At 35.4% G+C, this 15810-nt stretch carries 10 protein-coding genes and 3 pseudogenes; 3 read left to right on the plus strand and 10 right to left on the minus strand.

Going from position 1 to position 15810, the window contains the following annotated elements:
- Positions 1-24: 24 nt before the first annotated feature.
- The 9 genes and pseudogenes from MVE64_RS03010 to gltB all read right to left on the minus strand — a co-directional run bounded on the left by MVE64_RS03010 (position 25) and on the right by gltB (position 12461).
- On the minus strand, positions 25-273 hold the full coding sequence (locus tag MVE64_RS03010; protein ID WP_247343661.1) for a hypothetical protein: 249 nt from the start codon (positions 271-273) through the stop codon (positions 25-27).
- Entirely contained in the window at positions 248-481 is a 234-nt protein-coding gene (locus tag MVE64_RS03015; RefSeq protein ID WP_247343664.1) for an SRPBCC family protein, read from the minus strand. Before MVE64_RS03015 ends, MVE64_RS03010 begins: the two co-directional genes overlap by 26 nt.
- A gap of 119 nt (positions 482-600) precedes the next feature.
- Positions 601-1736: pseudogene (locus tag MVE64_RS03020) on the minus strand (alcohol dehydrogenase catalytic domain-containing protein).
- A 19-nt stretch (positions 1737-1755) separates the two neighbouring features.
- Entirely contained in the window at positions 1756-3624 is a 1869-nt protein-coding gene (locus tag MVE64_RS03025) for an electron transport protein (protein ID WP_247343667.1), read from the minus strand.
- A gap of 207 nt (positions 3625-3831) precedes the next feature.
- A complete protein-coding gene (locus MVE64_RS03030) occupies positions 3832-4236 on the minus strand; it encodes a YuzC family spore coat inner layer protein (RefSeq protein WP_247343669.1) in 405 nt (134 codons plus the stop codon).
- Between the two features lie 64 nt (positions 4237-4300).
- A complete protein-coding gene (locus MVE64_RS27315) occupies positions 4301-4435 on the minus strand; it encodes a hypothetical protein (RefSeq protein ID WP_281730451.1) in 135 nt (44 codons plus the stop codon).
- 189 nt (positions 4436-4624) lie between these two features.
- A complete protein-coding gene (locus tag MVE64_RS03035) occupies positions 4625-6256 on the minus strand; it encodes a PAS domain S-box protein (protein ID WP_247343672.1) in 1632 nt (543 codons plus the stop codon).
- Positions 6257-6391: 135 nt separating this feature from the next.
- A pseudogene (gene gltD / locus MVE64_RS03040) lies at positions 6392-7877 on the minus strand (glutamate synthase small subunit).
- Positions 7878-7892: 15 nt separating this feature from the next.
- A pseudogene (gene gltB, locus MVE64_RS03045) lies at positions 7893-12461 on the minus strand (glutamate synthase large subunit).
- 137 nt (positions 12462-12598) lie between these two features.
- Here gltB and gltC point away from each other — a divergent pair.
- Both gltC and MVE64_RS03055 read left to right on the plus strand, forming a co-directional pair.
- Positions 12599-13501 carry a glutamate biosynthesis transcriptional regulator GltC gene (gene gltC / locus MVE64_RS03050; RefSeq protein ID WP_247343675.1) on the plus strand — a complete coding sequence of 301 codons (903 nt, stop codon included), beginning with the start codon at positions 12599-12601 and terminating at the stop codon, positions 13499-13501.
- Between the two features lie 260 nt (positions 13502-13761).
- Entirely contained in the window at positions 13762-13944 is a 183-nt protein-coding gene (locus MVE64_RS03055; protein ID WP_247343676.1) for a hypothetical protein, read from the plus strand.
- Between the two features lie 45 nt (positions 13945-13989).
- On the opposite strand, the gene MVE64_RS03060 is transcribed toward MVE64_RS03055, so the two are convergent.
- The gene (locus MVE64_RS03060) at positions 13990-14820 is read right to left on the minus strand and encodes a glycerophosphodiester phosphodiesterase (protein WP_247343679.1); all 831 of its coding nucleotides are present in this window, start codon (positions 14818-14820) and stop codon (positions 13990-13992) included.
- A 93-nt stretch (positions 14821-14913) separates the two neighbouring features.
- On the opposite strand from MVE64_RS03060, the gene MVE64_RS03065 reads away from it, so the two are divergent.
- A complete protein-coding gene (locus tag MVE64_RS03065) occupies positions 14914-15672 on the plus strand; it encodes an NADPH-dependent oxidoreductase (RefSeq protein ID WP_247343682.1) in 759 nt (252 codons plus the stop codon).
- Positions 15673-15810 lie beyond the last annotated feature (138 nt).

Below are 15810 nucleotides of genomic sequence, written 5' to 3' on the forward strand. Positions count from 1 at the left end.
TGTTTTTGGTTTAGCATTTCAATATTAACGAAGAACGTTTTCCTTTTTTTCAATTTTTTCTACAATAGCTTCTGTTAATTCTTGTGTAATTTCCGATAAACTTTTCTTCAATTTAGAATTTATCATTTTTGCCATTTTCCCTTCAGGTGTGATATCAAGATACCCTAACATCATTGTTTTATTTGCTGAGATTTCCTCCGCTTCAAAGTAACCATTTCCAATGATCTTCTCATTTATACCCGTTAAGTTAAACATGACTTTTTTGAATTTCATTCCATCCGGTAATATCGACTTTTAAATGAATTTTTTTCTTTATTACACCTAAATCTGTTTTAAATTTCCAAGTTGATTCTGAATCGTTTATTATTTCATGTTCAATATAACCCGGTACTAGTGGTGCCCAATGGTCCATCACACTAACAAACTCCCAAATGGCATTAATAGGCTGATCTACTTCTACCTTATATAAATCACTTGGCATCTCTTTTTTCTCCCTTCTTTAAAAAAACTAACTTGTTAACTTCTTTTATCATTTACTTATTCAATAAGGGCTGTACATTATGCAAAACAAAAAAAGAGACATCCTTACATTGTCTCTTCTTAAGGCTTTAAGATAATTTTCAAACATTTCTCTTTATGACCATTAAAAATCCTGTAGGCATGCTCTGCCTTATCTAAAGGTAAAGTGTGTGTAATAACATCATTTATAGAAATCTGCTTACTTTGGATTAGTTCATATAAAAATGGCATGATATGTATAACAGATGCTAAACCCATTTTTAGGGTAATATTCCTTGCAAATAGGTCACCTAATGGAAACTGATTATATCTTAGTCCATATATTCCAATAAGTTGAATAACACCTCCCGAACGAACAAGCTGGCTTGCTAGTTCGATCGCACCAAGAGCACCTCCCTGTAAACGAAGGGCCGTTTCTACCATTTCTTTCGGACTCATTTTCCCACTCATCCCAACACAGTCAATCACCACATCAGCTCCACCTTTTGTTATCTCTTTTATATGCTGCTCAAGGTCTTTATGTTGGTTAAAATTAAAAACTTCTGTTTTATTCCATTTTTTTGAATGTTCGAGTCGATATGGAACATGGTCTATTGCAATAACACGTTTAGCCCTCTAAACCATGCAAGCTTCTGGGTGAGAAGCCCAATAGGACCACAACCTAATATAATGACTGTATCACCTTTTTTCACATCTGCTTGATTAATACCCCAATAAGCAGATGAAAGAGCATCTGTTAATAATAATAGTTCTTCATCAGAAACAGAATTATTTTTCGGCACTTTAAAAGTGCCGAAATTAGCGAAGGGAACACGTACATATTCAGCTTGACTGCCACTATAATCACCAAATAATCTTGAACAGCCATAACATGCACCAATCTCTCCTTCTGGGTTTGATATTATGCATTGACTTTCCAGTTGATTTTGACAGTTTATACATTCACCACACGCGATATTATATGGGATTGCTACTTTGTCACCTTTTTTAACTTTATGAACTCCCGAGCCAATTTCCTCAACAATCCCAACTGCTTCATGCCCAACAATATAATCTTTTCCCATACTTGGGACCATCCCATGATAAAAGTGCCGATCAGAGCCACAGATGGAGGTATGTGTTACTCTGACAATAATGTCATCTTTTTGTTTAATCACAGGATTAGGCATTTCTTTTACTTTAACATCCATAAATCCTTGGTAAGTGACTGCCTTCATGCTCTATCCTCCATCATTATTAATCGGACACCTTTAATAAATAATCGATCAATGCTTGTTGCTGTTCTTTTGTAAATCCTGTTGAGGAATCAACCCAAAACTCATGTCCTTTTCCACTTACATGAGCCGTTTTTAAATTGTGATTTTCATTATTTGTCTTAATGACCTTTTTCCTTAATGAGGAATCAATCATTGCTAACAAACTATTGCGAGGATCAGGTTTTTTATTACTCAAAATAGTACCAGGTACACCAACTTCATTCACAAGGTCTTTACCAACTGCAACTCCACCATCATGCAGATAAGGTGCACTCCAGTTTAAACCAATTAAGCTAGTTGTTTTATAAGCACCATTTGTTCCACCTTGCGCCCACCCAAGTCTTAGTTGCTCATTTTGTTCTTTTGTCAACGGGATTTCCATCACAACTGGATTTTCAGGTAATGGCACTGGAGTACTAGGATCATATATGGAAGGTAAGCTAAAATAATTCTCTGCTGCTTGAAATCCTTTAGCTCTAGAATTATCTGTTTTGATCTCTTCAGTTGGTATTAATTTATTATTTGTTAAATAATTACCTCCGTGGCATGTTATACATCCTGCTTTTACAAAAACCCTTCTTCCCTCTTCTACTGTTTTTTCATCAGATTTTATATTTGTTTTAGGAGGATACAAAGAATTCATAAACGCAGACATTGCATTTTGTTGCTCCCAGGCTTTATAACCATCAGAACTGGAAAATAAGCCAACACTTGTTACAAAAGAAGGTCTTGGATAAGTGGGTGCTGGTATTAAAGTGTTTACTCCTTCAGCTCCTGGTGTTGGATCAACTTTTGCAAAAAACTCTGAAGGTTTTTCCCCTGACTCGGGGTCATATCGATACTTTTTCCTAGCCGCGTTTTGTAAAATAGTACCCAAGTAAAGCTCTTTATCTATATTTAGGATTTCGTTACTTATTGTTGTTTGAGAGAGTGTATCCATGTTTTGAGCATGTGCATTGTTTATAGCTGCGCTTAATCCTTTAAACGGACCAATTTGACCTTGTCCACTCCAGCCATATGGATGATCACCTTTAGTATAAACATCTAAAATTTGTACTGGGTTATTTTTAAAGTCAATGGTTGTATCATTACTTCCTTTTGGCCACTTCATGACTTCTCTGTCAACAAAGTCTTCTAGTTTTTTAATATCAGGAAGTGCAACTCTTCCACCTTTTGTACTTTCAACTAGTCGGTCGTTTGTTGAAACAAATTCTTTGATACTTTCCATTTCTGTATGTGAAAAATACGATGCTGAATTTGATGACATAGCTACAAGTAAACCAATAGCTAAATCACTGTTTGTCATTCCATGTACAACTTCTTTTTGTTCGTTTAAGGAGGAATGACAAACAGCACAACTTATTCCGGCTTTAATATTTCCCTTTTCATATACGAATTTGACACCAAGTGGAGTCACAGCACCTTTTGGTACATCAAGTCCTGTTTCAATTAACTCTCCCTTTTCAATCGTCCGGTCACCAATTTTTACCGTTTCAGCAGCCTCCACTAATAAATTATCAGTGCCTTTTCCATTTAGCTTTACTATCGCTTTTCCTACATTCATTAGAGTAAATGTTCCATCAAACATCCCCATAATATCTGAAAAAAATACTTCATTACCAAATGTTTCTTCATAAAACAGCTTTTTCCCTAGCTCAATAAGCTCTTCAGAACTCTCATCTTGTATGTAAGAAACATTTTTCACATCGATAAGTTTATCTGATTCTTTATTGTGAACTACTTCATCAGGAGGGAGATAGGCATATTGGAATCCAACTATCGAAAAATATGTAACAACACCTATTAATCCAATGATAAATACAGATAATATGAGGACAGCTTTTCGCAAAATAATTCTCCTTTTCTTCATATATTTGTACTTAATATTTATCTAAATAGGTTAGTTATTCATTGTAAAAATCGATAGATGTGTTAAGAAATGGAAGTTAATAATGTAGCTAAGGAGCAATGCTTTTATTAGTGCTATAGCCATTAAAGATTTTACTTAGAGGATATAAAAAGGATAGAGGAATTTTTGCTCCTTACTCAAGAGAGATTAAAGCCACCTAAGTGCAATTGTTAAATAACAGCATTCAGCTCCCCCAATTGCAGAGGAAAGTTTCATGTTAATTCCATCTGGACTAAAAGTAGTATTAACCTTTGATTTAATGCCAGTTGATTGAATTAATTTATCCACTTCTTGTTTATTCGATTGTTGAGCTGCAGACATCACTTTTGTAGCAAAGTCTTTTGAATCAGCCAACTTGTTTAAAACTAAACTAGCTTCTTTCATTAACTTTTGCATAGACTTTGCTGATTGCTCTAACAATGTCGGGTCTACTTCTGGGTATTGTCTTATTGAAGAAGGATAAATAGCAAAGGAAGGAATTGTATGAATCTGTCTTGCAGCATTTGAGTTAGGCGGACAATAACACATTGGATAACAGTATAATTGTGTCATTACTAGCAGCTCCTTTTAATAAAATCGCACATAAATAATATACGGTGTTTACAATATTGCGTGATTATAATTCTAAATATTGTAAAAATGCTAGAATGCAAAATGCAACAAAAACTGGTAATAATGACATCAGAAAACGAGAAATCCTTTTTTGAACAAACAACCTGTCATATTTCTCTAAACGACGAGATTTTTCCATTTACACAACCTCCCTTTCTTTGTTAATTAAATCGTTCATTTATGATCTGAATCTTGTGTTACACCAATAAAATTAGATTAATGCAACTTTTATTATATATTATCCCTACCCAAAAATAATGTGTGGATTTTAATATTCCTGTTTTTAAATGAAACAATTTATTTTAAAAACATAAAAAACCCTAAAAAATTAGGGTTTTGTCGCAGGAAGTAATACGTTCACCTCAGTGCCTTCATTAACGACACTCTTGAATGAAATCTTCCCTTTATGAAACTCAACAATTCTATAACTAACTGTCAGACCAAGACCAGTCCCTTTTTCTTTCATAGAATAAAATGGTTCACCAAGATGCTGCAACCGATCTTCATCAATGCCACAGCCATTATCTTTAAAAGTAATATCAATATTCTGATTGTTAACCATTCCAACTGTAACTGTAACATAATTTGCTGATGCTTCAATTGAATTTTTTATTATATTAATAAAGAGTTGTTTTAATTGATTAGGCTCACAATCAATTAAAGGAATGGAAGTATTAACCTCAACATCCAATGTAACACCATATAAATTCGCTTCAGATTTTAGTAATTGCTGAACATCTGCTAAGAGATGATTTATATTAACCTTTTGAAACTGTATTTTTTGAGGTTTAGCAAGTACTAATAATTCGCTTGATATGACGTTAATCCGTTCTAGTTCATCAAGCATTATACTATAATAATGTTTATTTTCAGTAGAATCTGCCTGAAGCATTTGAACGAAGCCTTTTAAAGATGTTAAAGGATTACGTATCTCATGAGCAACACTCGCCGCTAATTCTCCGACTACAGATAATTTTTCTGATTTTAGAAGCAATAACTCTGTTTCTTTTTGTTTTGTAATGTCAACTGCATAGCCGATAACCCCTACCGTTTTTTCATTTATAATCATCGGCACAGAAGTACATCTTAAAACTTTAACTGAACGATCTTTTTGGATCATTTCAATTTCTTCGTTAATCCATGGTGTATTGTGATAAATAACGCTTTTAAATGCCTCTCTAACTCTAGAATGGTCTTTGGTTGCTATTAGAGGCAAAACGGATTTATTGATAAATTTCTCTTTATCAAAACCGGTAAAACGAACAAAATGTTCATTCACATCAGTAAGCTTGCCATCTAAGTTGATCATATAAACAAGTTCAGGGTTAAATTCAAATAGTGATTTATATCGTTGTTCACTTTCAGCAAGCTTCTTTTCAGCTTCTACCTTTTCTGTTACATCTCTTCCCATAACAACTAATTCTTTTCGCGAACCATTTTCATAAAAACTAGGAATCTTTATCGTATCAAAGGTTTTAGTCGTACCATCAGGCATTGGTATTATTTCAATACATCTACTTGGTTTTCCTTCTAGCCAAGCCTGTTCATCTGAAGTTTCACAATACCTAAGTGCTTCAGCATAAAATTCCGTATACTCAGCAAGCTCGGAATCTTTTTTCCCAATATAATTTACGTTTTCAATCTGAAAAAGCCTTAAAGCAAAATCATTTGCCCTTGTCCACCGGCCTTCTCCATCCTTAAAATTAACAAAGTCAACCATCGAATTAATTAACAATGATAGCTTTGTCTTTTCTTGTTTTTCCGTTATATAGGCTTCTCTTTTTAAGACCAAATAGTATATGAAAAAACTAGTTATTAAAACAAAAATAAAGCCCTTGATATTTTGAAATACTAATAAAGCTTCTTTTGATATATTTATAGTAACCAAAACATTGTCAGTAACTAAAATCCATATAAAACTAAACAAAACATAACCAATAAGAATTTTGTATTTTTTCAAGATTTACTTCTCCTTATTTGAAGGATACATAAATTTTATTGTACTAAAGATTAAAAGAGCAGTCCAATAGGAATAAATGTCAAAAGACCTAAAGTACGAGACTTTAGGTCTTAAAAATAAGAATCTATTTAAAAATTAAGCTAATACTGTACTACCCATTAAATACAGATCTACTTCACGTGCTGCTTCACGACCTTCGTTAATAAGCCCAAACAATTAGGCTCTGACCACGACGAGCATCACCAGCGGCAAATACACCATCAATATTTGTACGGAACTCACCATATTTAGCAGCAACCACATTTCTAGCTGTTTGATCAACACCAAACTGCTTTAGAACTGGTTGTTCAGCTCCTTCAAAACCAATCGCAATGAATACTAGTTGAGCAGGCCATACTTTTTCTGATCCTTGTACTTCTTCAAAGTAATAACGACCTTCTTCATCTTTTAGTTTTTCCATTTGAATAGTATGAAGTTCTTTAAGATTTCCATTTTCATCTGAAACAAGCTTTGTCGTTTGGATGCAATATTGACGAGGATCTTCACCAAATTTAGCTTCCGCTTCTTCATAAGCATATTCCATTGTGAAAACATGTGGAGCTTCTGGCCACATATTTTCTTTTTTACGTGACATTGGTAATTTAGGATGCTTACCAAACTGAACTACGCTATTACAATTTTGACGGATAGCTGTAGCAACACAGTCAGCACCTGTGTCTCCCCCACCAATTACGATGACATCTTTGCCTTCAGCATTGATAAACTGGCCATCTTCAAAGTTTGTATTAAGATAGCTTTTTGTTACATCTGTAAGATAATCCATTGCAAAGTGAACACCGGTTGCTTCACGACCCTCAATCTTCAGATCACGCTGCTTTTGAGCACCAACACAAAGAATAACTGCATCATGCTGCTCACGTAACTGTTCAGACGTGATGTCTTTTCCAACTTCAGTATTCGTGACAAAAGTAATACCTTCTTGAGTTAATAAGTTCACACGTCGTTCAACAATACCCTTATCAAGTTTCATGTTAGGAATACCATATGTTAGCAATCCACCTGGGCGATCTGCACGTTCATAAACAGTCACTGTATGACCAGCTTGGTTTAATTGATCTGCAGCTGCTAAACCAGCAGGACCTGAACCAACAATTGCAATCTTTTTACCTGTACGTTTTTCTGGAACACGCGGAGTGATCCAACCATTTTCAAAGCCTTTATCAATAATCGCTTTTTCAATGTTCTTAATTGTAACGGCAGGATCTGAGATTGCTACGTTACATGACCCTTCACAAGGTGCAGGACATACTCTTCCTGTAAATTCAGGGAAGTTATTTGTTTTCAATAGACGTTCTAATGCTTCCTTCCATCTTCCACGATAGACTAAGTCATTCCACTCAGGAATTAAGTTATGAATTGGACATCCTGAAGTGAAACCATTAATCTCAGTACCAATATGACAGAAAGGAGTAGCGCAATCCATGCAGCGCGCTCCTTGTCTGCTTAACTTTTCCTCAGAGAAAGGAGCTGAATACTCTTTCCAGTCATTTAAACGTGTGAGAGGGTCGCGCTCAGCTGCCTCTTCACGTTTAAACTCTAAAAATCCTGTTGCTTTCCCCATCTTCCTCTCCCCTTTCTACTGTACTACTGCTTTGGAACGTGACGCTTTTGTCGCCGAACCTTTTTTCTCAGATTTTGCATTTGCTTCAAACGCACTCATAATTGCTTCTTCATTTGTTAGTCCAGCAGCCATTTGCTCAGCAATACGATTCATCATACGCTTGTAATCTTTTGGAATAACTTTCACAAATTTCTCTACTGTTTCAGTCCAATGGTCTAGAACAAATTTCGCTTTCGGACTTCCTGTATAGTCATAATGATTTTGAACCATTTCTTTTAAGAAGTTTATTTCTTGGTCATCTACTAAACTCTCAAATTCAATCATTTCATCATTGCAAGTTGCTTTGAACTCATCCTTATTATCAGCAAGTACGTATGCAATACCACCAGACATACCTGCACCAAAGTTTTTACCAACTTCACCAAGGATCACAACACGGCCACCAGTCATATATTCACAGCCATGGTCCCCTACACCTTCAACAACAACATTTACTCCACTGTTACGAACACCGAAGCGTTCACCAGCATGACCATTAATGTATGCTTCACCGCTTGTTGCACCATAGAATGGTACATTTCCGATGATCACATTATCTGCAGCAACAATGCTTGAATCGGCTGAAGGTTTAACAATGATTTTACCACCAGATAAACCTTTTCCTAGGTAGTCATTGGCATCACCAGTTAAATGCATTGTCACACCTTTAGGAACAAATGCACCAAAGCTTTGACCAGCAGAGCCAGTGAAACGAAGGGTGATTGTATCTTCCGGTAATCCTTCTTCACCATAACGTTTTGAAATCTCACTACCAACAATTGTACCTGCAACACGGTTAATATTTTTTATAGTAAATGAAGCATCAATTGGTGTACCAGATTCGATTGCTTTTTCTACTTTAGGTAAAATTTCAACCATATCCAATGATTGTTCAATTTTATGGTTTTGTTTAATTTTTGCAGTACGAGTACCTTCAGGTTGGAATAAAAGTGTTGAAAGATCTAGATGTTTTGCTTTCCAGTGAGCTTTTGCACGTTCACTTACTTCTAATACATCCGTGCTTCCAACCATTTCATCCATTGTTCTGAAGCCTAGCTCAGCCATAATTTCACGTACTTCTTGAGCCACAAAACGCATGTAGTTCACGATGTGATCTGGATCTCCAGTGAATTTATCACGAAGCTCAGGATTTTGTGTTGCAACACCTACTGGACAAGTATCTAAATGACAAACGCGCATCATAATACAACCCATAACAACAAGTGGAGCTGTGGCAAAGCCATACTCTTCTGCACCTAAGATAGCTGCTAGAGCTACATCGCGACCAGTCATTAATTTTCCATCTGTTTCTAATACAACGCGATCACGAAGACCGTTAAGCATTAATGTTTGATGAGCTTCCGCTAGTCCAAGCTCCCATGGAAGACCTGTATGTTTAATACTAGTTTTTGGAGAAGCACCAGTACCACCATCATAACCACTAATAACAATAACATCAGCAGCACCTTTAGCAACACCTGCTGCAATTGTACCAACACCAGCTTTAGCAACAAGTTTTACACTGATACGTGCATCGCGATTTGAGTTTTTCAAATCATGAATAAGCTGTGCTAGATCCTCAATTGAATAAATATCATGGTGAGGCGGTGGTGAAATTAATCCCACACCTGGTGTTGAACCACGAACATCGGCAACCCATGGGTAAACTTTGTTACCAGGTAATTGTCCACCTTCACCAGGCTTCGCACCTTGTGCCATTTTAATTTGAAGTTCATCAGCATTTACTAAATAGTGACTCTTAACACCAAAACGTCCAGATGCAATTTGTTTCACAGCACTGCGTCGAAGATCACCGTTTGCATCAGTAGTAAAACGGTTTGAATCTTCTCCACCCTCACCACTGTTACTTTTACCGCCAAGACGGTTCATAGCAATCGCAAGTGTTTCATGTGCTTCTTTACTTAATGAACCAAATGACATCGCACCTGTTTTAAAACGTTTAACGATTGAATCAACTGATTCTACTTCATCAATTGAAATGGATTGTTTTTTGTTGTTGAATGAGAATAGATTACGTAAGAAACCAATTCTCTCTTCATTTGCAGCTTCAGAATATTGTTTAAACAGGCTGTAATCATTTTTGCGACAAGTCCACTGTAACGTATGAATTGTCTTAGGATTGAATGCATGGTGCTCCCCATTTTTTCTCCATTGGAAGTCACTACCAGAATTCAATACCTTGTCAACTTTTTCAGAAAAAGCATCTTTATGACGTAATACAGCTTCTTTTGCAATTGTATCTAGATCAATTCCACCAAGTTGTGTTGCTGTACCAGTAAAGAATCGATCAACAATCTCCTGGCTGATTCCAACTGCTTCAAAAATTTGTGCTCCACGGTAACTTTGTACTGTAGAAATCCCCATCTTAGACATTACTTTTACAACACCTTCAGTAACACCTTTGATGTATTTTGCTACAACTTCATCATAGCCGTATGAAAGACTACCATCTAATACAGCTTCTTTATAAGTTGCAAATGCTAAATATGGATTAATTGCATCTACTCCGTAACCAATTAAAGCAGCGAAATGATGAACTTCTCTTGCTTCACCAGACTCAATGACAAGACTCGCCTTTGTACGTGTTCCTTGACGAACTAAATGTTGGTGAAGTGCACCTACTGCTAAAAGAGCTGGAATAGCAACCTTCTCAGAGTTCATGGCACGATCTGAGATAATAATGATATTTACACCATCAGCAATTGCTTGATCTGCTTCTGCACATATCTCATTTACTGCCTCATCAAGATTATCCGTAAACAATGCTTGAAGTGTTTTACTCTTGAAACCAGCGTGTAAGTTTAAACGTAATTGTGCTAATTGATCATTTGAAAGTACAGGTGAATCTAATTGAATTCTACGTGCGTTTTCTTTCGTAGGATGAAGAATATTTCCTTCAGTACCTAATAACGTCATTGTAGAAGTAACAATTTGTTCCCTAATTGCATCAATTGGCGGGTTCGTTACTTGAGCAAATAATTGCTTAAAGTAGTTAAATAATGATTGTGGGCGATCTGACAATACCGCAAGTGGAGTGTCATTCCCCATTGATCCTAGTGGGTCTTTTCCTTCTGTAATGATAGGAAGTAAATATTTTTGGATATCTTCGTACGTATAACCAAAAGCTTGTTGACGCTCAGCAATATCTGTTACAACTTCTTCTTCTAAATCTGCCGCTTGGTTTTCAAGCTTAATAAGCTGTTCTGTTAACCATTCTTGATACGGCTCTTCTTGTGCCATTTCTTCTTTAATTTCTTCATCAGATATGATACGCCCTTGCTCTAAGTCGATTAACAACATTTTTCCTGAGGCTTAAGCGGTCTTTGTATAAAACATCTTTTTCATCTACTTCAATAACACCTACTTCAGATGAGAAGATGATGTAGTCGTCTTTTGTTACATAATAACGTGCTGGACGAAGACCATTACGATCTAAAATCGCACCAATTTGTTTACCATTTGTAAACGAAATTGCGGTTGGACCATCCCATGGTTCCATTAAGCAGCTATGATATTCATAGAACGCTCTTTTTCAGGACTCATATGAGGATTCTCAGTCCAAGGTTCTGGAATCATCATCATCGCTGCATGAGCTGGCTTTCGACCTGCTAAAACAAAGAATTCAAATGCGTTATCTAAAATAGATGAGTCACTACCGTCTGCATCTAGAATTGGTAGTACTTTATTTAAATCTTCGCCAAATGCTTCTGACACGAATTGTTGTTCTCTTGCTTTCATCCAATTCATGTTTCCACGAAGTGTATTAATTTCTCCGTTATGAATTAAGTATCGATTTGGATGTGCTCTTTCCCAGCTTGGGAATGTGTTTGTACTAAAGCGTGAGTGAACTAAAGAGAATGCAGAAACGAAATCTTTATCCTGTAGATCAAGATAGAATGTATCAACTTGTTCAGGAGTTAATAGTCCTTTGTAGACAATTGTGCTGCTTGAAAGACTAGTAAAATAAAAACGCAGTTCACGTTCTCTTGCCCAGTTTTCAGCTTGTTTACGAATTACATATAATTTACGTTCAAACGTAATATTATCTTGGATTGATTCATCTGCTCCAATAAACACCTGACGAACAACTGGGCAGCTTAATTTTGCTACTGGTCCAATTTCTTTTGCGTTTACAGGTACATCTCTCCAACCTAATAAAGTTTGACCTTCAGCTTCAATAAATTTGTTTAATTGTTCTTCAATCTGTTGACGTTCTGAATCGTCATTTGAGAAAAACATCATTCCGACACCGTAGCGTCCACTTTCAGGAAGGGTCATTTCCTGACAAACCTTTTTAAAGTATGCATCAGGGATTTGTACCATTAATCCGGCACCATCTCCTGTTAATGGGTCACTGCCTTGTCCACCCCTGTGGTCTAATTGACAAAGCATACTTAGTCCTTTTTTTACAATATCATGTGTAGCATGGCCTTTAATATGAGCGTATAAACCGATACCGCATGCATCATGTTCAAATTCAGGACGGTAGAGACCTTGTGCTTTAGGTATTTGATTGTAAGTCATGTATATCTCCCCCGTTAGATAATCTTACACCCGAGAATTTTCAGATAATTACATTATATCTTCCATAATTGATATTAACAATATATAATTTAGATTAAAACAATCTCAATTTGATATAAATAGTTTGGAGGCCTATTATGGAATTACGACAATTACGTTATTTTATGGAAGTAGCCGAGCGTGAGCATGTATCTGAAGCTGCTCAATATTTACATGTTGCTCAATCTGCGATAAGTAGACAAATTGCTAATCTTGAAGCGGAATTAGGTGTTACCTTATTTGAAAGAGAAGGTCGAAATGTCAAGCTTACACCGATTGGAAAGGTGTTTCTTACTCATACAAAAACTGCAATGAAAGCAATTGATTATGCGAAAAAACAAATCGATGAGTACTTAGACCCAGAGAGAGGAACAATTAAGATTGGATTTCCAACAAGTCTTGCTAGTCACTTGTTGCCAACCGTTATATCAGCATTTAAGGATAAACATCCAAATGTTGCCTTTCATTTGCGTCAAGGCTCCTATAAATTTTTAATTGATTCTGTTGTGAACCGTGAAATTGATTTAGCATTTTTAGGGCCAGTCCCTCAAAATAATCCTGAAGTTGAAGGAACAATTTTATTTACAGAGAGCATTTCTGCTTTAATACCATCATCACACCATCTAGCATCAAAAAGCAGTATTCTGCTTAATGAGTTAAGAAATGACTCTTTTGTTCTTTTCCCTAGAGGATTTGTTTTACAAGAAATTGTGGTGGAATCTTGTAAGCAAGCAGGATTTGTTCCAAACATTTCTTCTGTAGGAGAAGATTTGGACGCTATCAAAGGTTTAGTTTCAGCAGGAATGGGTGTTACTTTGTTGCCAGAAAGTACATTTCATGAGTCCATCCCCCGCTTTACAGTAAAAATACCAATTGAACTTCCGTTAGTTAGACGTTCAGTTGGTATTATCGTTTCTAAGAAAAGAGATCTTGCACCTTCGGAAAAAGTGTTTTATAAGTTTGTAAAAGACTTTTTCTCGATGCTAGAGCAATATCAATAAATCCATTCTGAGTTGACTCTAGAATTTGCTAGGTCAACTCTTGCTTTATCATAACATTTATTAGTATGTATGGAATTAGAAATTAATGGGATTTCAATCTATTATCTCGTTAGCTTATTCCTAGTTTCTTCTATTATATATAGGAATCAAACGCTTTCATTTTTTGAGGTTTTGAGAAAAAGAGGCATTTACTTCTTAGGAATGATATCTATGGTTTAGAGGAACATAAGAAAACAAAATAAAAAAGGAGGATGTTGTTTATGAAAAAAGAACAATACCTATCTAATGCCCCAAAACAAGAGCAATTTACATTACAAACGGATGGTACTTTTCCTAATAAGAAAAATATTGATGGTGATTCAGTTATGGAACATAAAAACCAAGAAGTGGCTAATTCATTAATTGCTGAAAAAGAAATTGGTCAACAACAGGAAAACCTTTAAACCTTATGCAAAGAGGCTCACAATGTGAACCTCTTTTCTGTTCATTCATCCTTTATTGTTCATAAAAAAATCAGGATAGTCTGTTATGATTCCATCCACCTTTGCATCTAGTAGCGGCTTAATTGTTTTTTTATCTCTAACTGTGTATGGCATAGTCCTCATGTTATACGAGTGAATTTTTTTTACTAATTTATTCGTAACAAGAGCTTTATTTGGGTTTATAAATTGCACTAATGAAGACCAATCTTTTAATTGTACATTTGACACTCCTTGTACTCGATACTTAACAAGTAAGCCGAGAGGAACATGTGCTATCTTAGTATGAAATTTTTCTAACCATTCAAAATCAAAAGATTGGACAATAACCTCTTCATTTTCAAATTTTTCCTTCCTGAAAATATTAAGTTCTTCAGCCAATTTTACATGAAGATCATCATATAAACCTGGATTTTTCACTTCAATTAACAAACCTATTTTCCCTTTGAATGTTAGCAATACTTCTTCTAAACTTGGAACTTTTTGTCCAGAAAATTTCTTATGATACCAAGAACCAGCATCTAGTTTTCTTAATTCCTCATATGTAAATTCTTTAACTTCACCAGTTCCATTTGTTGTCCTATCAACGGTGGGGTCATGAATAACCACCAATTTTCCATCTTTTGTCATCTGTAGATCAAGTTCAATATAATCAGCTTCTAGCTCTACTGCCTTATTAAAAGCTGCCATGGTGTTTTCAGGAGCATGCCCTGAAGCACCTCGATGTGCAACAACTTTGAGGTTCCCTTTTATATTATGATGTTTTCTTTTTAAAAATTGAAAGCTCTCTCTAAATTTATGAATCATCTTCACATTTCTAATTTCCCTTTGCTTGTTCATATTAGGACATCGCTCACAACAAATTCAAATCTTTGAAAGAAAAGGAAAATTCAAGTAAAGTACAATTAAGAATATTGTTAGGAGGTAAAAATTGTGAATGACGTTATTAACACCTTAACAAGTCACCGTTCTTTTCGTCAATATGAAGAAAAACAGGTAGAACAAGAACATCTAAATGCGATTCTTTCCTCTGCTCAAGCAGCTCCTAATTGGATTAATGGGCAGCAGGTTTCTGTTATTGTTATTAAAGATAAAAAGAAAAAGCAAGAGCTTTCTGTTTTATGTGGTAATCAAAAACATATCGATCAGGCACCAGTTTTTTTAGTTTTTTGTGCGGATTTTTACCGAGCGAAACTAGCAAGCGAAATGGAAAATGCTCCTTTTGAAGTAGTAAATGATGCTGATTCTTTATTAGTTGGAGCAACAGATGTTGGGATCGCACTAAGTAATGCAATAGCTGCTTCAGAATCATTAGGTTTAGGAACTGTTCCAATAGGTGGGATACGTCGAAGACCACTAGAAGTAATTGAATTATTACATTTACCTGAATACGTTATACCGATATCAGGATTGTGTATTGGTTATGCTTCAGAGGACCCCGGCTTAAACCCTAGATTACCTAAAGATGCATTTATTCATAATGAGTCCTATAATGAGAAACAACAAAAATATTTAGAAGAGTACAACAAGCTGTATAAACAGCATCAACTCAATAAAACAAATGGTCAAAGAGACACTTCGTGGACTGAAAGAATATCGAACTTTTATAAAGGCTCACATTATAATAATAATTACCCTGACGTACCCAAAATGCTTAAAAAGCAGGGATTTACTTGTAAAGATTTATCATAAACCACTTAACTGACAAGATTTCCCTTGTCAGTTTTTTATTTATTAAACTAACATGCAATTTAGTTAACATTTCATAAAAAATGATTTTATGAACGAAAAATGGTTTTAATCGTTTTTAAACCGGGTATAGAGAAATAG

It is taken from the genome of Metabacillus endolithicus (assembly GCF_023078335.1).
GTDB classification, from domain to species: domain Bacteria; phylum Bacillota; class Bacilli; order Bacillales; family Bacillaceae; genus Metabacillus; species Metabacillus endolithicus.